The 19,036-nt window shown below is 66.5% G+C and carries 13 protein-coding genes; 6 read left to right on the plus strand and 7 right to left on the minus strand.

Annotated elements, in window-relative coordinates; translation table 11 throughout:
* Window positions 1-219 precede the first annotated feature (219 nt).
* Window positions 220-4,386, minus strand: a complete 4,167-nt coding sequence (locus tag OG439_RS20130; RefSeq protein ID WP_326950903.1) for a hypothetical protein — start codon at window positions 4,384-4,386, stop codon at window positions 220-222.
* A complete protein-coding gene (locus OG439_RS20135; protein ID WP_326950904.1) occupies window positions 4,376-5,239 on the minus strand; it encodes a hypothetical protein in 864 nt (287 codons plus the stop codon). The genes OG439_RS20130 and OG439_RS20135 overlap by 11 nt, the downstream gene beginning before the upstream one ends.
* Before the next feature lie 377 nt (window positions 5,240-5,616).
* Between OG439_RS20135 and OG439_RS20140 the strand changes: the two genes are divergently transcribed.
* Window positions 5,617-5,832, plus strand: a complete 216-nt coding sequence (locus OG439_RS20140; protein ID WP_326950905.1) for a hypothetical protein — start codon at window positions 5,617-5,619, stop codon at window positions 5,830-5,832.
* A gap of 206 nt (window positions 5,833-6,038) precedes the next feature.
* Here the strand turns inward: OG439_RS20140 and OG439_RS20145 are convergent, their stop codons facing one another.
* Window positions 6,039-6,500: a hypothetical protein gene (locus tag OG439_RS20145; RefSeq protein WP_326950906.1), complete on the minus strand. Its 462-nt coding sequence runs from the start codon at window positions 6,498-6,500 to the stop codon at window positions 6,039-6,041.
* Window positions 6,501-6,869: 369 nt separating this feature from the next.
* Here OG439_RS20145 and OG439_RS20150 point away from each other — a divergent pair, with 369 nt between their 5' ends.
* Window positions 6,870-7,526, plus strand: coding sequence for an AfsR/SARP family transcriptional regulator (locus OG439_RS20150; RefSeq protein ID WP_326950907.1), 657 nt, complete (start codon window positions 6,870-6,872; stop codon window positions 7,524-7,526).
* On the opposite strand, the gene OG439_RS20155 is transcribed toward OG439_RS20150, so the two are convergent.
* Together OG439_RS20155 and OG439_RS20160 are read right to left on the minus strand one after the other, a co-directional pair.
* Entirely contained in the window at window positions 7,477-10,359 is a 2,883-nt protein-coding gene (locus OG439_RS20155; protein ID WP_326950908.1) for an ATP-binding protein, read from the minus strand. The genes OG439_RS20150 and OG439_RS20155 overlap by 50 nt on opposite strands.
* Window positions 10,360-10,971: 612 nt before the next feature.
* A complete protein-coding gene (locus OG439_RS20160) occupies window positions 10,972-11,781 on the minus strand; it encodes a hypothetical protein (protein WP_326950909.1) in 810 nt (269 codons plus the stop codon).
* A gap of 309 nt (window positions 11,782-12,090) precedes the next feature.
* Between OG439_RS20160 and OG439_RS20165 the strand changes: the two genes are divergently transcribed.
* The 4 genes from OG439_RS20165 to OG439_RS20180 all read left to right on the plus strand — a co-directional run bounded on the left by OG439_RS20165 (window position 12,091) and on the right by OG439_RS20180 (window position 17,009).
* On the plus strand, window positions 12,091-14,607 hold the full coding sequence (locus OG439_RS20165) for an ATP-binding protein (protein ID WP_326950910.1): 2,517 nt from the start codon (window positions 12,091-12,093) through the stop codon (window positions 14,605-14,607).
* Between the two features lie 572 nt (window positions 14,608-15,179).
* Window positions 15,180-15,476 (plus strand): hypothetical protein, encoded by a 297-nt coding sequence (locus OG439_RS20170; RefSeq protein ID WP_326950911.1) that lies wholly within the window; start codon window positions 15,180-15,182, stop codon window positions 15,474-15,476.
* 94 nt (window positions 15,477-15,570) lie between these two features.
* Complete coding sequence (locus OG439_RS20175) at window positions 15,571-15,810, plus strand: hypothetical protein (RefSeq protein ID WP_326950912.1); 240 nt, start codon at window positions 15,571-15,573, stop codon at window positions 15,808-15,810.
* 116 nt (window positions 15,811-15,926) lie between these two features.
* Entirely contained in the window at window positions 15,927-17,009 is a 1,083-nt protein-coding gene (locus tag OG439_RS20180; RefSeq protein ID WP_326950913.1) for a nuclease-related domain-containing protein, read from the plus strand.
* Window positions 17,010-17,754: 745 nt separating this feature from the next.
* On the opposite strand, the gene OG439_RS20185 is transcribed toward OG439_RS20180, so the two are convergent.
* Window positions 17,755-17,946: a DUF397 domain-containing protein gene (locus OG439_RS20185; protein WP_326950914.1), complete on the minus strand. Its 192-nt coding sequence runs from the start codon at window positions 17,944-17,946 to the stop codon at window positions 17,755-17,757.
* A 21-nt stretch (window positions 17,947-17,967) separates the two neighbouring features.
* Complete coding sequence (locus OG439_RS20190; RefSeq protein WP_326950915.1) at window positions 17,968-18,831, minus strand: helix-turn-helix transcriptional regulator; 864 nt, start codon at window positions 18,829-18,831, stop codon at window positions 17,968-17,970.
* Between the last annotated feature and the right edge of the window lie 205 nt (window positions 18,832-19,036).

Genomic DNA, 19,036 nt, shown 5'->3' on the forward strand with positions numbered 1-19,036 from the left:
AGACGCTCGCCTGGCCGATCAGTGCCGAGACCATCGCGACAACGTCGGCACCAACTTCCGGAACAAGGGCGAGCCGTTCGAGCTATCGACCCTTTGTTCGAATAACTGCGAATCGCTCGCTTCTCTGTTAAGCCGAAACTGGGCGACGTTGCCGAAGGCGCACAGGCTTTTGTGGTGCCGAGCCGTCTTGCTCAGGTAGGCACGCCCGTACCGAGGTGGTCAGCGTGTCGCCGTGTGGTCGAACACGATGAGGTCCCAGCCGGCAGCGATCATGAGTTCCCCGCTGGGTCCGAACGCTGCGGCGCCGATCCCACGGAAGTCGAAGACGGCGACCTCGTCGCCGGTGGCGAGGTCCCAGATCCACGCGGTGTTGTCGTGGCCGGCGGTGACGGCGACAGGGCGACCGTTGAGGCTGCTGCAGGCCACCGCCAGCACCGAGTTGGTGTGGCCGGTGAAGGTGGTGAGTTGCTCGCCGGTGGCGAGGTCCCAGACCCGCGCAGTGTGTCCGATGTCGACGGTGACGGCAACTGCGCGACCGTCGATGCTGGAACAGGCCAGCGCCTTTATCCGGTTGAGGTGGCTGGTGAAGCTGGTGAGCTGTTCACCCGAGGTGAGGTCCCAGACTTGTACGGCGCCGGTGCCGGCAGTGACAGCGACGGAGCGACCGTTGAGGCTGGTGCAGGCCACTGCCTGCACCGAGCTGGTGTGGCCGGTGAAAGTGGTGAGCTGTTCGCCGGTGGCGAGGTCCCAGACCCGTGCGGTGGTGTCTTGGCCGGCGGTGACGGCGACGGGCCGGCCGTCGAGGTGGGCGCAGGCCACTGCCTGCACCAAGTCGGTGTGGCCGATGAAGATGGTGAGTTGCTCGCCGGTGGCGAGGTCCCAGACCCGCGCAGTGTCGTCGCGGCCGCCGGTGACAGCGACCGGATGGCCGTCGAGGCTGCTGCAGGCCACCGCCAGCACCCAGGCGTTGTGGCCGGTGAAGGCGGTGAGTTGCTCGCCGGTGGCGAGGTCCCAGACCCGCGCAGTGTCGTCGCGGCCGCCGGTGACGGCGACAGGGCGACCGTCGAGGTTGCTGCTTGTCGCGGCCGCGATCGAAGCTGAATGACCGGAGGCAGGGGGTAAAGGGACCGCTTCGAGCAGAAACCGCCAGACCCTTGCTGTGTTGTCGTGGCCGGCGGTGACAGCGACCGGGCGACCGTCGAGGCTGCTGCAGGCCACCGCCAGCACCGAGTTGGTGTGGCCGGTGAAGGCGGTGAGTTGCTCACCGGTGGCGAGGTCCCAAACCCGCGCAGTGTCGTCATAGCCGGCGGTGACAGCGACGGGCCGGCCGTCGAGGCTGGTGCAGGCCACCGCCAGCACCGAGTTGGTGAAGGCGGTGAGTTGCTCGCCGGTGGCGAGGTCCCAGACCCGCGCAGTGTCGTCATAGCCGGCGGTGACAGCGACCGGGCGACCGTCGAGGCTGCTGCAGGCCACCGCCAGCACCGAGTTGGTGTGGCCGGTGAAGGCGGTGAGTTGCTCACCGGTGGCGAGGTCCCAGACCCGTGCGGTGGTGTCTTGGCCGGCGGTGACGGCGACGGGCCGGCCGTCGAGGCTGGTGCAGGCCACTGCCTGCACCTCGCCAGTGTGGCCGGTGAAGGCGGTGAACTGCTCGCCGGTGGCGAGGTCCCAAACCCGCACTGTGTTGTCGTCGTGACCGGTGGTGACGGCGACCGGACGGTCATTGAGGTTGGTGCAAGCCACCGCTTGCACCCAACTGGTGTGGCCGGTGAAGGTGGTGAGTTGCTCGCCGGTGGCGAGGTCCCAAACCCGAACGGTGTGGTCGTGGTCGGCGGTCACGGCGACTGGCCGGTCGTCGAGGCTGCTACAGGCCACCGCCATCACCCAGCCAAAGCGATGGTCAACGGTGGTGAGCAGTTCGCCGGTGGCGAGGTCCCAAACCCGAACGGTGCCGTCGCGGCCGGCGGTCACGGCGACTGGCCGGTCGTCGAGGCTACTACAGGCCACCGCCAGCACCCAGTCGGCGTGGCCGTCGAAGGTGCTGTGGAGGGCTTGGACGGCTTGCTGGCCGGTCGCCCAGCTTGGCCGCCACAGTAATGGTGCGGACAAGTCGTCCTGGAGCCGTAGCGCTCGGAAACGGGCTGCGTCGGCGGCAAGAACTTGCCGGCGTCGCTGTGTTGGCAGACGGCGGTGGATGTCGGCGGAGCACCGATACACCGCGGCGGTGAGCACACCTGTGTCGGTGGAGGCCTCGCGGATGGCGAGCAGGAGCGCGTCGGGTTCGGCGTGCACTAGGAAGTCGGCATCGGCGAGCAGCGCATCGATCTGCCCTGCGAAAGCGGCGTGGGTGGCGAGGTGCCGAAGGGTGTAGGGATGGACGCGGGCCCAGTCACGGCGGCCGTCGAGCGTGCGAGGCACCCGGCTCAGCAGGATGTCGGTGATGGCCGTGTGCATGGCAGTGTCATCGACGCCGTTGCTGAGGTGGTCGGCGAGGGCTTGGTGGTAGAGCCGGTACGCGGAGCGGCCATCCTCGGTGGCTTCGACGACGTAGGAGCCCGCGTGTTGGCGCAGCCAGAGCAGATCGTCGTCGGTGTAGCTGGCGTCAGCGGCGCGGGAGGCGACGGCGGCCCAGATGTCTTCCCACGGCAGTCCCTGGCCTTCGGCGAACGCCAGAGGGCAGAGTAGGTCCCGGACCTTAGCCGCGTTGTCACCGAGGCGGGTCTCGAGGTCGCGGCGCATCGCCTCGCCGGGATAGGTCGGCAATGAGCTGCGCCAAGTTGGATCGCTCGGGTCGGCGGCCTGGTCTTGGGCGGCGAGGGTGGCGCTGGTGATCCGCGCGACCAGGAACGAGGGGTAGGCAGCTTCGGCGACCGCATACGCGACTGCGCGGAGCAGCCTCGGTCTCACATCGTGGTAGGGGCTGTCAGGGTGGGATTCGAGCAGACCACGGGCGGCATAGGTGGTGAGCGCCGGCAGGTCGGCATACCGGTCGGCATCCAAATCGACCGTGTCCTCGCGTCGCACGCCGAGACGTTCGAGCAGAAAGTCCCGAGTACCGACCAGCAGCCGCAACTTCCCCGCCGCGTGGTCGACGAGGGGACGGAGCAGACGGCGCGTGAGGTGGTCAGGGTCGGCGGCTTCGTCGAGGGCGTCGATGAGCACGGTCAATGGCGTGTCCCCTCCGGTGAGCTCCTCCAACAATTGGCCGGGCGTGTCGGCGTGGGAGTGGACGGCGGCGGCGATGCCAGCCAGGACCTGGTCGGTCGTCAGGCTCTGGGCGTAGATCGCGACGTCCACTGCGGCGGGATCGGGTACGGCTGCGGCGGGAAGCCCGAGGGTATGCAGGGGAACGGTGGCGCGGCGCTGCGAAGTGAGGGTGGCGATCAGGCCGAGAACGGCTGTCTTGCCGGATCCCGGGTTGCCGGTGACCACCTGCAGCGGCCGAGAGGGATTGGGGTGGTGCAGCCAGGCGGTGATGTCCAGCAGCGCGGTGTGCCGGCCGGAGAACCACCAGCCTTGCGTGTCGCGTCCACCCATGGCGCGGTGCAGCAGCCGCGTCCGGAGTTCGATGTCGCGGCGCTCGGCCTGGACCTCGAACTCGCTGGCGTGCTGGATGGCCAAGTCGACCTCGGTCATCCGCCGGTCGTGGCGCGGGTTGGGCAGGAACGGCGGAACCTCCCCGGTCAAGCCGGTGACGGTATGCCCGATCCGCTGGTAGCCGGGTTTGCCCTCGCTGGCGTTCATCGCCTTCACGATCGAGTCCAGCGGCAACGTCGCCGGGTTATAGCCGGCGGTCGGCAAGGCCCGCACGGCGTCGCGCAGCAACCGCGGAAACGCCCCTGTCGCGGCTTGCTCAGACGGCTGGGCGGAGGTGATCACGGCCAGGCCCGCGCCGTGGTCGTCACCCCAGCTGTGAATCATGGTGGTGATGGCGGCGGCGGTGAGTTCGCTGCCGCCCTGGCCGGAGTAGCAGGTGTCCAGCATCAGCAGCACCCGCCGGACCCCGGTCTTGAGCAGCATCTTGCGGGCCAGCTCCGCCGTGGGCAGCGCGTCCTCGACATCGCCAGGATCGACGTCGGTGGTCAGCAGCACATGCTCGTGGGTGTCGTCGAGGACCTCGCCGTGACTGCCGATGTAGACGGCCACGATGTCGTCCAGTTCCCGGGCCTCGTCACGGCAGAACGCGCGCAACAGCGTGGTCAGCTGGTCCTTGGTCGGGTTCAGCCCCAGCGTGCTGACGTGCTGGTAGCCGAGGTCGTTGGTGAACAGCTTGATGATCTCGTCGCGGGCCTCGACCAGCCCGGGCCGGTCCCACTGCGGCGCCTTCGGATACTGCGCGACGGCGGTCGCGATCAAGTAGCGCCGCGGCTGATCGCCGTCATCGTGCACCCAGGCCTCCCGCGATCGCGGCACCGGTGAGCTTGTCGGTGAGGTAGGCGGTGACGGCGTGGGCGTGGGCACCGTTGTGCACGACGGCGTTGCTCACGCGCGGCCCGAAGCGCGGCCGCAGGTCCTTCTCGAGCGCGACAACGTCCCCGCGATCGGCCACGTTCGTCCACACCAAGTCGTCTGAGCCCGGCCAGACCCCGAGCCCGTCATGTGGCATCGGGTCCAGACGGTCGAAGATCAGGTTCGCGATCCCGAGCGGTGACCCGAGCGTCACCAGAGCCTGCACCTGATGGCCCGGCATCGTCGCCAGGACCTCGTACGCAACCACTGACCCGAGGGAGTGCGCGACAACTACTTCGGTGTCTGCGGTGATCAGCTTTCGGACCGCCGCTCGTGCTGCGTCTCGCAGTTGTTCGTCCTGCAGGTAGCGGCCGACCTGTTTGAGGTCGAACACCAACGCCCGCAACGCCAGACTCCCGAAGAAACGCGATCGGGACAGCTGCCGCAACGCCGCCTGCACCGAGCCCGGCGCACGCACCAACGTGTCCCCCTCCGGCGGCGCCACCTTCGGATCCACCCGCGCGGCCTCCCGCCACCACGCCAGCAGCAGATCTTCCTCCAGGCCGGGATCGACGTCGTCCGCGGTGAACATCGGGTCCCCGACCGCCAGCATCTCCCCGGCCGGGCGGAACAGGTCCCCGTAAAAGCCCATCGCGATATCGTTGGCGGTCGCGGCGTAGCGGTGGCCGGCGCGGGTGAGCCCGTCCAGCAGCGCGGGCGTCCAGGCCTGCAGCAGTGACTGTTCTCCGGCGACCTGCTGGCCAACGCCGTGCACGCACACGATCCGCCCCATCACGCCTCCCAACGCGAGAACGCACAACTCTACAGTGCGCCACGGCTAGTGATCGCTGGCCACGCAGGCCACGTTCCGGCGCGCACTGCCTGCCACTCGAATGGCCCAGCGATAGAGTGAGTCCCGCAATGGCGGGCGGGTGGCCGCTCCACGTGTGTTTCCGCGGGAGGTTCACCAACGACCCGATCTCCGCTACAAGTGATGCATGGACCACGACGAATGGGAAATTAGGTCAGAGGGAGTTTGCAGAGGCAGATGATCGAGAGTGGCTCCGACACGGGCGCCACGCGTTCGCATTACCCACTCGGGGGGGGGAATCCGGTTATCGGTGACCTTTTATCCGATCGCAGCTAAGTCACCAGGTGGACCATTCCAGCATGCAGCTCGACGCCGTTCTCGACGGCGTGGAGCAGGCCAACGACCAGGCCGTAGCTTGGCTTGCTGAACGTGACCGCCTCATCAACCAGGCGAAGACGCTGGGTGCGAGTCACCGCCGAATCGCTTCGCGCACGAGCTTGGCGCGCGGTGACACTGTCGCGGTCGTCGATCGCGCGACCGCCCCTGTGGTCGCCGAGCCCTGCCTGGGAACATAAGACCCGAATCGGAGGATCGGACGCCCCGACCAGGCCAAGACCGACAGAACGCCTGACGGCGACTGCGAGTTTGCTGGCGAAGTGGCATGGCATCGTCACAACCGAGCATCGCGCGCCCACTGAGCACGCCCGGCCGCTGGCCAAGGACTCGAACATCGACGCCACCGTGGCGCCCGGCGGGCAACGAAAGGACCTGAGGGTTGTCATCACGAAGCGTCTAAGTTTCGCGCGGGCGACTCCTCGCGCAAGCGCAGCAATGCCTTCTGCAGCCGAAGGCGCTCGGTCAGAAACACCCCGCCCAGGATCGTGAAACAGCCGGCACCGAGCAAGCCGAACCAGTTGCCGACCGCAGCGTCGAACAGGAAGAACCCCACGCCCACCGAGTAGGCGATGATCATGCTCCGGCGGCGACGGCGGTGCTGGGCCAGCTGATAGACCGCCAGCCGGATCGCCGCCACGCGCACCCGAGGATCCGCTGGCGCCCGGCCCGAGCGGCTGGCCCGCGACGCGGCCTTGAGCTGCGGCCAGGTCAGGTCTTCCCCGCTCGCCTGCCACATCACGTGGCGCTCGCGGGCCATCATGGGCCCGAAGATCGCGCCGAACATCCCGCCCGCGGCCACCCCGATCAGCGCCAAGACCCACCACTGCGCGGCGGGCAGAACTTCCATGAACCTCAACATCAGCGCCACCGCTGGGGCGAACGCCGCACCCGACAACAGACCAAGCACCCAGGCCCGCCACGATTCCCCTCGCGTCCCCATCCACCCATCTTCGTGCCCCGCGGAAACCCCCGCCAAGCGAGCTACGCCATGCGGACCAGCAAGACGCGCCAACAGCGCCTGGGAAGCCCTTGTAGGGCGTCGTCAACGGCGACTTGGTCGTCACCCAGCTCGCGCCGGGCCGATCGGCTCACGGTGGTTGCGCCGTTCGAGGCGATTTCTGCTCCACGAGGGTGGGCTTGCGGTCTGCTCGCAAGATTCGCACGTCCGGTGACATCCTGGACACGGAACGGAGTCGCGAGGCGGAGGCTGGAACGCGTGTACATCGGAGTCCTGGGGTCGCTGCAGTTGCGAACCGGCGATCCCGCGGTTGTCCTGACCGGGGTGCCCGCGAAGCTGCTGGTGGCGTTGATCGCCCGCCGGGGAAAGATGGTCGAGAGCCGGGATCTGGTTGCGTTGCTGCCCAATGGCGGGCGCGACACCCTCCGCTCGCACCTCCGCAAGATCAAGAGCGCTTTGCGGGCGTTGCCGCAGATTGACGGCGCGCCCGTGACCGAGCTGGTCAACCAGCGGGGAACCGGCTACTCGCTGCACATCGCGCATGGCGCTACTGATGTCGACAGGTTCACCGAGATCGTCGACCAGGGCCGGCTGAACGGTCGTCCTCGACAGCAGCACGACCACACCTTCGTTGCGCTCGGCGTCGAGGCGGCCTTTCACGGCGCGGCCGCAGCAGGCCCAAAAAATTCCCTGCGCCCGACAGCGGCCGCACTCCCGCGCAACGATCGCAGTGACACCAGCTGCTCGGCCGAGATGAGCTGGTTCCTCGTCCCGTCCCGCTCAGCGAAGGTCGGAACCGACGGCTCGAGGTCGCCCGCGACGGGCGCGCAGGCCCGATCTGGCGCAGGTCGCCGCACCCAGGTGGTTACGGGTGCACCAACGACCGCTGCCCGAATCCCAAATTCGCGAGAGTAGTCCTCACAGCCTTTGCCTCCGGCGCCTTCAGCTCATCGAACACGGCCAATGCCTCTCGCAGCCGAGCGACACCGTCTGCGACGTCCGCGACTTTCAAAGAGCATCGTCCTAGCCCTTCGAGCGCTCGCCCTTCCTGCAGGCGGATTCCGATGGCTCGCGACTGGTGAAGGGCTTGACGGTAGAATTCGCCGGGGTTACCCGCTTCGTGCCAGGCCAGGGCAAGACCACCGAGATTGTTGAGATTCTCGGTCTGCCATGCCCTGTCATCACCGAACAGAGTGTGGGCGCGCCTCAGATACATGAGCGCCAGCCTGAAGTTGCCCGCCGCGTGGTGCAGTCGACCAAGGTTGTTCAGGGCAACGGCTTCACGGGTTCGGCTGTCCAATCGGCTGTAGATGATCTGGGCGCTGCTGTAGCAACTATCAGCCATTCCATAGTTGCCGCGTTCGAAGTGCATACGGCCGAGGTTGTTCAGGGCCCTAGCCTCTGTGTACCGGTCACCGAGCTCCCTAGATAGGGAAAGCACTCGATTAAATGCATTGATTGCGTTGACATAATCTCCGCAGACACCGTAAGTACAGCCGATACAGAGCAAGCTCAAGGCTTCGCCGAGCCTGTTGCCGAGCTCGACGTACAGCGCGAGAGCCCGTTTTCCGTCGGTTCTGGCGGCGTCATGCCGCCCGAGCCGGAACTGCACACTCGCCAGGCTGGCGAGTGTACCTGCGATACCAAATGGATTATTCAGATTTTCATATAACCCACGTGCACGGGTGAGGTACTCAATTGCGTCCGGGTACTCGGAGAGCTCCATTCGAGCAAACCCGATTTCGGCCAGTGCCGCAGCTTCGCCGAACCGGTCGCTGGATCTGGCGTACAAGTCCCGTGCACGGGTCAGGTCTTCGACGGCTGCGGGATAGTCTCCGAGCAGACTCTGCACCCGGCCCAGATCTGCGCGGGTGGCTGCTTCATCTGTGAGGTTGCCTGCCGCTTGTTCCGCAGCCAGCACGACCTGGTCGATCCGATGGGCGTCATGCCAGTATCCGTGCTGCTCGAGGTAGGGGTGAAGCGCGACCGCGAGTTCTGCGGCCCGATGCAGGTGCTCGTGGACCGCAGCATAGGTGATGCAGGCACCGAGGTTGGCGCGTTCCGCGCTCAACCATGCGATCGCCTCGCCTTCCGACTCGAATTCGTGAGTCCCGACCGGCCGCTTCGCGGCGATCTCCGGGCGCGGGCCGCGGGTGGCGATGAATCGAGTCGCTGACCGGACAGCATGGAGATAGTAGTCGAGCAGGCGTTCGAAGGCTTTGTCGTCACCACCTTCGTTACTCAGGGTCAGACTGTAGGCCCGAGTCAGATCGTGCAAGCGATATCGGCCGGGAGCCACTTCTTCCAGCAGGTGGTTGAGATACAGCGCATCTAGATGTTCACCAGTCGTTTCCAAATCTTCGCCGTAGAGCGCCGCAGCCGCGTGCGCCTCGATCTGGGTGCCAGGGTAAAGGCTGAGGCGGCGGAAGAGACGCTTCTCGTCCGGACTCAGGTCCCGGTAGGAGAGGTCGAACGCTGCGGCAACGGTTCGATTGCCCGCACGGAGCATCGCAATCCGGTTGCGGGAGCACTTGAGGTCATCGGCCAGCTGTTCAGGCGTCCAGCAGGGATGATTTCGCAGCCGGCCAGCCGTGAGCGCGATGGCCAGCGGCAGGTACCCGCACATCGCCATCAACTCGGCCACGGCTCGGGGATCGTGTCGATGCGCACCGGTGTAGCGCTGGAACATCGCGGCTGCGTCTTGTGGCGGAAGGGTCCGCAACGAGACCGGGCTGGCGTCAGCGACAGACTCGATCCGACGCCGACTGGTGATCAGCACGAGATTTCCGGGGCTCCCGGGCAGCAGGGGCCGCACCTGCTCATCATCGACCGCGTCATCGAGCAGCAGCAGAATCTTTCGTCCTGCCAGCTTCTCCCGCCACAGCCGGGCACGATCATCCAGACCAACGGGGATGTTGAGCACCGGGACGCCCCAGAGGAGCAGCAGCGAAGCCAAAGCGTCACCAGGATCCACGGGTGCTCGTCCGGGGCTGTGGCCGTGCAGTTCGAGGAAGATCTGACCGTCGGGGAAGTGGCCAGCGAGCTGGTACGCGGCGTGGACCGCGAACGTTGTCTTACCGATGCCCGGCATGCCGTCTACGACGTGGATGACCATCCCTAGTGTGCCCTGGCCAGCAGCGGTGGACACCGTCCCGGTGAGCTCGGCGAGCTCCCGACCACGGCCGGTGAAGGCCGGGAGATCACGGGGAAGCATGGAGCGGCTGCTCATCGGCTCCGGAAAGTGCACCGCCTCCGGTCGCCGTGGCGGGTGCTCCGCTTTGGCCGACGCGAGCTCTTCGATGCTCGGCGGATACGGGTGATCCGGCAGGCTGATCCAGCCGACTGTCACAGTCTCCTTCACGGCCACGTGCACTGGTCGAAACGTCGAGGAGTCCACAATCGTGCTACTACGGACGACTTCGTCGAAGAACCACGTTGACGTGATCAGCGCGAGCACTCCCGGTGATTCGGCCAGGGCAGCCTTAAGCTGATGGGCTTCCATTAGGCGAAATGTCTGATTGATCGCAGAGCCGGTCACTCCTTGGTCATCGAAGGCGACTTCTCCCGCATGGAGTGCCATTCGCAGTCGGATCCGCTCCTCTGCTCGGTGCGTCTCATTGTGCTGCTGCAATTCTCTGGCGAGGGACAGTGAAAAAACCTCGACGAAGGGTCCTTTGAGGATCTGCGCCGGCACTAGTATGAGAGCTCCGTCGCCGGTGCTTTCATACTTGCAGTCGAACCAGGGCACCCCCGCCTCCTTGAAGGCACGACGAAGCGCGAGGTCGAGACCTTGCCGAACCACCAGTCGGTGCGGCGTGGTCCTACCCTGGTGACCGTAACCTTCGATATCCACCGCGAGTACCGTGCGATGGACGACCTGTCGTGAGTGCTCCATTTTCCCCCACACACGCTTGCCTAGGATTCAAGTGTATGGACGAGCCCGTCGGGGCCGCAATCCTGAAGTCGCCGAACGGCACCTTAGAGTGGATGAATGGTCTCTTAGGTAACCCGACACAGACGTCAACGGTCGGGCGAAGTCCAATATCAACTAATCACAACTCTAATTGACGGGTGGACAACAATTCCGACAATCACTCCTCCAGGCAGCCAACGCCGACGGCTACGAGGTCTCGAGCGAGACGTCTGTCATCCGAGGTGAGAAGCCTGCGAAGACTCCGCACAAGCGTGCTCCGCGGAAGAAGATCTGCTGACCATCGCGGGTCTCGCGGCCGGACTCCGTGAACGTGTCACGGCAACTGAACTCGGTGTTCGTGCCTTTCACCGATAAGCGGGCACCGTAAATCCGTCGAGGAGTTACCGGCGGGCCGGTCATCGGCAAACTGCGTAGTTCCCCGCTGATCTAGGCTTCAGTGCGGTGAACGTTACCGTGCATCCGGCCGATCTGGATGGCCGTTCCAGCGTGCACGCCCCCGGAGATGACGTTCGTGGTGCCCCCCGCCTCCTCGGCCACGTGGGTGGCCGAGGCCAGTTTCTCCTCGTAGTCGCCGCCGATGCCCCGCCGCAGCAGGTCACCGCTGGGGTTCGGCACGTATAGGTAAACCGAGCCGCGGTACTCCTTCACCTCGACGCTGGTCGGCACGACGCGGGTCTTGGGCAGCGTTGCGTATCCGGCAGCGAGCACGTCATCGAAGATCCGCTGGGACAGCACCACCGCCAGAAAGGTCTGGTCGGGGTCCGACGCGCTCAGCACCTGCCGCACCGGCACGGAATCGAGCAGCCGGTGGGTAGTGATGACCGCGGATCCCACGGCGACCGCCGAGCTGACGGCCGGATCGGCCGCGCGCATCGGCCCGACGTTCAGACTCGCGCGCATCCGCAAGCGCACGTGGCGGCTGGTCGCCCGCAGACGGGCGTCCCGTTCCGCGAGTACGGCTTCGAGCTGGTCGAAGACCTTGGAGACGACGGCGGGCAGGTAGCGCGGGTCGAACCCGATCCCGAAGCCGTCCCCGGTGCCGTGCGGGAACAGCGCGTGATCCCAGACTTCTTTCAGCCCGGCTCGCTCGAACGCTTGCGCCAGCGCGTCCGGGATCAAGGCCGCCAACTCGTTCTGGGCCGTGTCGGAATTGCTGCCGAAACTCTTGGCGTCGACCACGAGCAGGGCCCGGTAGGGCGGGAGTTCGGCGAGCCTGTCGTCGGGGGCGGCGGTCATGACTTTCCTTTCGTCCGTCATCTCTTGCCGGGGTCGCTGGCAAACTTGGACTCCACCAGGATGTTCGCCGACCACAGTTCCCCGCCGAGGATACGGCCACCCGGGTCGCGGCGTGATATCAGCGAACGCCGTGGAGCACGACAGTTCGAGGTCAACCCGCGTCCGCCTGACGAGACGCTGTCGAGCAAGCGGCCCATTCGACACACCGGGACGAGTAAAACCGATCGGCGGTATGGGCGGCACGCCGTTCGCAGATAACGTCGAGATGCCCGTGAGGGTCATCGATACGTCAGACGGCCGGGGGACGCCATGACGCATTCCGGAGATGTCGGCAGGGTACGGAACGAAGTCTCCGGCGTCATCGAAGGTCTAGTGGTGCAAGCGGGCGTGATTCACGGCGGCGTCCACATTCACCAGCCGGTTCCCGAAAACGCATGGCGCTCCCGGCTGATCATGACACCGATCCTCTCGATGCCCCGTGACAGTGTGGCGTTCACGGGCCGGCAGGAGGAACTACAGGACCTGATCGACTCGGCAACCTCCGTAGGCTCTGCGCCCGTCAGAAGCGGACTTTTCGCGGTCGATGGCATGCCCGGCGTCGGCAAGACGGCCTTCGCGATACACGCCGCGCACATGCTGGCGGACCGTTTTCCGGACGGCCAGATCTTCCTGCCCCTGCACGGCCATACCCCCGGCCAGCGCCCGGTCGACCCCGCGGCGGCGTTGGCGTCCCTGCTCGCGGCGACGGGGGTCGACGCCTCCGCGATGCCCGTTGGCCTCGACGACCGGGCCGCGCTCTGGCGTCACCGGATGACGGGAAGAATCGTTTTGCTCCTGCTCGACGATGCCCTGAGCCACGAGCAACTGCGGCCGCTGCTCCCCGGTTCGGACAAGTGTGTCGTCCTGATCACCAGCCGGCGAAGGCTGGAGGGCATCGACGATCTGAATCCGATCTCATTGGGAGTGCTGACGCAGGGCCAGGCGGCGACGCTGTTCTCCCGGCTCTCGCGCAGCCGCGAGGACGACCCGGACGCCCTCGCCGAGCTCATGGAATTGTGCGGGTACCTGCCGCTGGCCATCAGGCTCCTGGCGGGCCGGCGCCGTCACCATCCCTCGTGGACCCTGCGCTACCTGGTCACCAAGGTCGCTCGAACGAAGGACCGGCTCAGCGAACTGCGTGCCGAAAACCTCGCGGTGGCCAGCGCGTTCCAGCTCTCCTACGACGACCTTGCCCCGGAGCAACAGCAGCTGTTCCGCAGTCTGGGCCTCCACCCCGGCACCGACATCGACAGCTACGCCGCAGCCGCGCTCGACGGAGGTCCGGTGGACACGACGGCGGACCGGCTCGACGCGCTCTACACCGACAACCTCGTCGACGAGCTGCTCCCCGGCCGCTACCACTGTCACGACCTCATTCGCGAGTATGCCCGCGCCTTGACCCGTGACGACCCCGCCGAGGACAACGACCTCGCCCTCGATCGGCTCCTCGGCTACTACCTCCACTGCGCGACCTCCGCCGGCTCGCAACTACCCGACCATCGCGCGGACAAGGCACTTCCACCGCTTCCTACCGGTCATCTCCCGGATCGGCTCCCCGACCTTGAGACGGCGGATTCCGCGAGGGGCTGGCTGGATTCCGAGCACGTCAACATCAGCGCCTGCCTCAGCCGAGTAGCCCCGAATCAGCCTGTTCGTTCGTTATATCTGGCCGACGCGGTGCAACCGCACCTGGAATTCAGGGGGCATTGGGCGCTGGCTTTCGCCATGCAGCACACCGCTCTCGACGCCATCCGAAGCACCTCCGGCAAGCGAGAGATCGGGGTTGCCCTCACCAACCTCGGCCGCATGCAACGGCGGACCGGCCATCACCGGGAAGCCGAGCAGAGCCTGACCGAGGCGCTCGCGATCCACGTGCAGGTCGGCGACGAACTCGGACAGGCGAACGCCCTGGCCAACCTGGGCACGGCGCGGGCAAGGCTGGGCAACTACACCGAGGCCGCGGACAACTTCACCCGCGCGAAGGAGCTCTACGAGCGGCTCGGTGACCAACTCGGCCGCGCTACTGCCCTCAAGGACCTCGGCGAAGTTCAGATCCTGGTCGGCGACTACGACACCGCCACCGAGACGCTCACACTCGCCCACGCCACGAACATCGCTGCCGGAAGCCGCCGCGGTGAAGCAAATGTGCTCATTGGCCTCGGCCGCATCCAGTACCTGACCGGCGACCACTCGAAGGCCACCGAGACACTCAACCGGGCCTACGCCCTGCACTCGGAATCCGGTGGCCGCCTCGACGAGGCGAACACGCTTGTGGCTCTCGGTCGCGTCCACTATTTGACCAGCGAATACCGGCTCGCCGAGGAAGCGTTCACGACGGCTCACGAGATCTACACGGATCTCGGGCACCGGCACGGACAGGCGGCAATGTACAAGAACCTCGGCCGCGTCCGGCGGGTCATCGGCGACGTCTCCGCAGCTGTCACGCTGCTGACCCGCGCACACGATCTCCACGTCGAAACCGGTGACCGGAACGGCCAGGCCGAAGTGCTCAACGACCTGGGGCAGCTGGAAAAGGACCGCGGACACCTTCCTGAAGCGACCGACCTGTACGGCCAGGCCCTGAAGCTGACGCTGGAGACCGGGTCCCTCCCGCAGCAGGCGATCGCCTTGGAGGAGATCGGCCGCTGCCGCGTGGACAGCGGTCATGTCAGCGAAGGAGCTGGCCACCTGCGAGAAGCTCTGGGGCTATACCGGCAGTTAGGGCTTCCCGAAGCAACCAGTCTCGCCGCATTTCTCGATTCACTTTCGACACGCCCACACAGGTGAACCACCCCTTTGCGGTCCAGGTACCTATCGCTGGTGCCGCCACCAACGAGCTGACACCGATGCAGGGCTGTGCGGCGCACACCACATCCAATGCATGCAGCGGCAGGCCGACGAGTGGATCGGAGTGCCCGGTCAGGTGCCGGTCCAGGCTCTGCCCGGGGGTGAGGACGGCGGCGTGCTCGGCCGCAACCTCGTCGAGGGCCGCGTGCTCGACGCTTGGCGAACAGCACCGCGATGTCGTACAGCTCTTTAGGGGGTGGGCTGCACGTTTCGGCGCCGCGTTCTCGAGGCGGTCGACGGTGAACTCGGAAGTGCGGTGGCTGGGCTGCGACATCGTGTCGTCCTTCCTGGTCTGACCATGGACCTGATAACCGAGCTGGGTGGCCGTGGCATCGTGATTTGGCCCCGGTTCGGCACCTTGAAGTCGATCACGCGGTGGCCGTCTTCAAACCCCCGGACACCGCGGCAAGCCCGGCTGACATGGGTGCATCCGGCTTGGTACTCATCTACCCGATATCCACGGCCGCCCTCACGACTCCCCTCTTCCGCAAACCGCTGGGGACACGCTCTACTTGGTCGCCGGGCTTCGCTTCGCGACGGACCGGGCGAAGGCCGATGAGATGATCTCCAGCAACCGACGCTGGTACGACGTTGCTGTCAGCCTGGGCGGCACCAGCTACCCGACCGGGGCTATTCCCTTCACCCCAGCCGACTGGACGCGCCACCTAGGCACGACGCAGGTGACGCTCGCCGAGGCCAAAGCTCGGTTTGATCCGCTGGGTTTGTTCCCGCGCCGCTTTGGCCATCTCGCGGAAGCCGGCGGTGAGCGCAACGCAGGCCGGCTCGACGACTCGGCCGCACCCGAGTAGTAAACCGATCAGTTCACCACCGGAGCCAGGTTTCGCACGAGCGCGACCGCGACCATCGACGGCCCCATGGGCACCAGGGCTGATCCAGTAGGGCGTGCTGCGGGACCTGGAACGCTTCCGCGACTCGATGTCCGGGCTCAGCCGCACCCGCCAGGCCAGCCACTCGCTGGGCTGGTTCATCGAGCAGCGGCCCTGTCCGCGACGCCAACGACACTCTGGACATCCCTCCGAGGTGGTCGAGACGTCGCTGCGTCAGTCCCTCTTGTTCGACGGAGGTGTCCCCGAGGATCAGGTCGACCGGCTCTTCGCCGCGATGTTCCCGCCACGGAAATAGCCATTCCAGCGCTACCCGAACGGTGGCAGCCCGACCCGGCCTCCGGCTCGTACCGTCGAACACGAGCAGGCACCAGGCGGTGCCGCACCGTACGCGCGGGGGGGCGAGGAATGCTGGTGCGGGTGCAGCCGGGCGCCGGGGCAGCCGCGCACGGCCTCTCAGGCGCCGAAGCGAAGGTGCACGACCTGCTGGTCGGCTGGGCCCATGGCACCCCGCACGCGATCGGCGGGCTCGCACTACTGAACGTCAACATCCCAGACAAGGGCACGACCCGGCAGGTCGACGGGCTGTTGTTCCTGCCTACCGGTTTGGCCGTGCTCGAGGTCAAGGGCTTCACCACTACCCAGGCCGGGCTGCTGACGATCCCGCCGAACGGGCCGTGGCTGGTCGAGGGCGAACCGGCGGCAATCCACGCGCTGGCCGGGCTCCCGAACCCCGGCGAACAGGTCAAGGTCAGGGTCTACGCGGCCAAGCGCGTCTTCGCCGATATCCCCGGCGGCGGGGACAGCTTCATCCGGGGCCTGGTCGTGCTCGCCGCGACCGGCGCGATCGAGCTGCCACCAGGCAAGGACCTGGCGGGCTACGGCATCGACGTCGCCCTGGCCCAGCCCACCAGCCTGCGCAAGGTGCTGCACCGCTACCGCGCCCAAGCCCTGGCCTGGACCGCCGACGGTGTCTTGGCCGCCTGCGCGGCCCTCGCCCTGAGCGAGCTCGCACCCAGCCGCGCCGAGCTGCTCACCGAAGGATTCACCGAACACCTCCCGGCCCCGCCCTCTCGGCCCGAACCGCCGATCAAATCGCCGGTCAAACCGCCGTTCGGTCCCGCGCTGGATGACCCGGAGTTGACTCCATCCGTGCGAGGCCCAGGATCCTCGTTCCGACGCGCGACGCCACCGTCGGCAGGGTCCGTCTCCGCCACCACGGCCACCCGGGCGAGCGCGCCAGCACTGCCGGCACATGCTCCGCCGCGCCGAGCGCGGCAGGTACCCGCCACGCACAGCCAGCCACCGTCGAAGGCCCCACCGCCGACACCGCCGGCGCGTCCGGAATCGCGGCCGCGGTCGGTGCCCGAACCTCACGCGGCCGCGCGGCGGCTGCGGGGCCGGGTTCCGTGGGGACTGATCGTGGCGCTGGTCCTGATCAGCGCGATCGGTATCACCGCCGCGATCATCGTCGGTCAGGTCTTCCACGGACACTGAGGCCATGGCAGCGGGGCACGCTCACCGGCGGTGTTCGCCGCGATCTCCAGCAGCCGGGGCAGAGGCTGTGCCGCGGCTCTGCACTCAGCGCGGCTGAGCAACAAACGAGCCGCGTTCACCCCTCACGTTCCTGAACAGCAGGAATCGCGCTGTGGTCCGCCGGCCTCAGCCGCGCGCCACCGACACGACGTTTCCGCGGCCGGGCACGCCGTCCGGAGTACCTATGACCTCCTGGTCGAGGAAGTGAAGTTCGAAGCGCGCTGAGTCGTACCCTCCGGCCTCCCACGCGAGGTCGCTGTCCCCGACTCGCCACTCGCGACCAGATGCTCGCTCCTTCAGCAACCACGCCACGAGTACCTCCCCGTTAGGATCCCGACCTCAGCGATGCTGAACCTACCAAATCTTAGAACGTGCGTTCGATCGACTCGGTCTCGCGAAGCCGGACTTGCCACCTCGGTCACCACCGGCTGCGATACCGGGCCAGGCCGGCCTGGCCTTGGACCTGCCGGGAGCCGATTGCCAGAAACCCCGAAGAAGACTGGCCTACGAGCGCTGAACGTCGAGCCAGTCGGCTCCGTTGACAACGCCGACGCCGAGAATCTGAGCCGTATCACGATGGGCGGGATCGTCGGCGCGGCGTCTCAGATCCCGCTGCTCCACGTACTCGAGTGCACTATCGCTGAGCCGCCGATGGTCAAGCACGGCCGGACGAAACCGGTCAACTCCGGGCCGACCGCTCCGTCCACTACAACACCACTGTGTCGAGAAACGCCGCCCACCCGGCCTTCGGCAGAACTATGAACCCGCCACACGGGTCCTTCGAGTCGCGGACGGCAACCTCAGCATCAAGGGACGCCACCTCTACACACTCGTTGCCGCCCTCGCCGCTATGGCTGCTCTTCCGCCACGCCGACTCCGGCAGTTGCGCCACGTCCACCTTCGATCTCCAGTCCGTTGATCATTCGGCCGCCCCGATGATCTCGGAGAGCAGATCACGGGATTCGTCCGAACCCTCCGCCGTCTCCCACAGTTCGTCGAAGGCCTCGGCGTACGGCTCGATCTCAGCCTCCTGCTCAAGATATATGCCCGTTCCCAGTAACTCGACATAGCCGATGTCCGGCTCGTTCGCAGCGAAGCCCAGGATGCTGAACGGGTAGCCCATCGCGCGGTACGCACCGCTCGCACTCTTGATGACGCGGATGTCCACGTTGGGTAGACCCATGAGTTCGACAATCCGCCGGAGCTGGCCCAGCCAGGTCGCACGGCCACCCACCTCGATCCGTAGCACGGCCTCGGTCAGCGCGCATCGAACACGGAGCGTCGTCCCGTCCTGCACTCGACCTTGGCGCTGGATGCGCGCGCGAACGCGGTCTTCGCGCGGCCCGTCGCCGGCTTTCGAAATCAGGTCTTCGATGGCCCGGGCGTAGTCCGCGGTCTGGAACAGACCAGGCATGACGTCGACCTTGAAGATCCGCACTTCCGCCGCCTCGGCTTCGAGTGCCACGTACTCGCGAACGTCGGCGGCGAAGGCTTCGTCTGAGACCTGCTCCAGCCAGCGTGCGCTGCCGACTGTCTGAGCGTCGCGGAATAGGGCTTCGCGCTCTTCCACGGATCGGCCGAAGTGAAGGGCAAGGGTCATGACGTCGGCCGGAGTGGCCGGCAGCTTGGCTCCTTCGATGCGTGACTGCTTCGCATTGGACCAACCAACGGCGTTCGCGACTTCCTGTTGGTCTTGGCCACTCTCTTTGCGCCAGGTCAGGATCGTGCGAGCGATCCGGCGCATGCGGACACCCGATGGCTTCGGCTTCACCTCGTCGGACAAGAGCACTCCCTCTTCTCGGTCTCAGTGAGCCTACGACAGCCGTGAGAACTTGCATGGTAACCCGAATAGGTGATTGTGCAAATTTACATTCGAGACATCTTGTCATCTGTGTAAATTTGCGCGACGGTGATCATGTCGCTGAACTACAGGCGACGATGCCACGATCACCACCACCAGACCGACGGCGGAGCTGCGGAACCTCCCA

This window comes from Amycolatopsis sp. NBC_01307, assembly GCF_035975215.1.
GTDB lineage: Bacteria > Actinomycetota > Actinomycetes > Mycobacteriales > Pseudonocardiaceae > Amycolatopsis.

Bases quoted from the DNA above. Each gene is read 5' to 3' on its own strand.
- OG439_RS20135 (WP_326950904.1), bottom strand. From the start codon at position 5,239: ATGGGGCGGATCGTGTGCGTGCACGGCGTTGGCCAGCAGGTCGCCGGA.
- OG439_RS20140 (WP_326950905.1), top strand. From the start codon at position 5,617: ATGCAGCTCGACGCCGTTCTCGACGGCGTGGAGCAGGCCAACGACCAG.
- OG439_RS20145 (WP_326950906.1), bottom strand. From the start codon at position 6,500: ATGGAAGTTCTGCCCGCCGCGCAGTGGTGGGTCTTGGCGCTGATCGGG.
- OG439_RS20160 (WP_326950909.1), bottom strand. From the start codon at position 11,781: ATGACCGCCGCCCCCGACGACAGGCTCGCCGAACTCCCGCCCTACCGG.
- OG439_RS20165 (WP_326950910.1), top strand. From the start codon at position 12,091: ATGACGCATTCCGGAGATGTCGGCAGGGTACGGAACGAAGTCTCCGGC.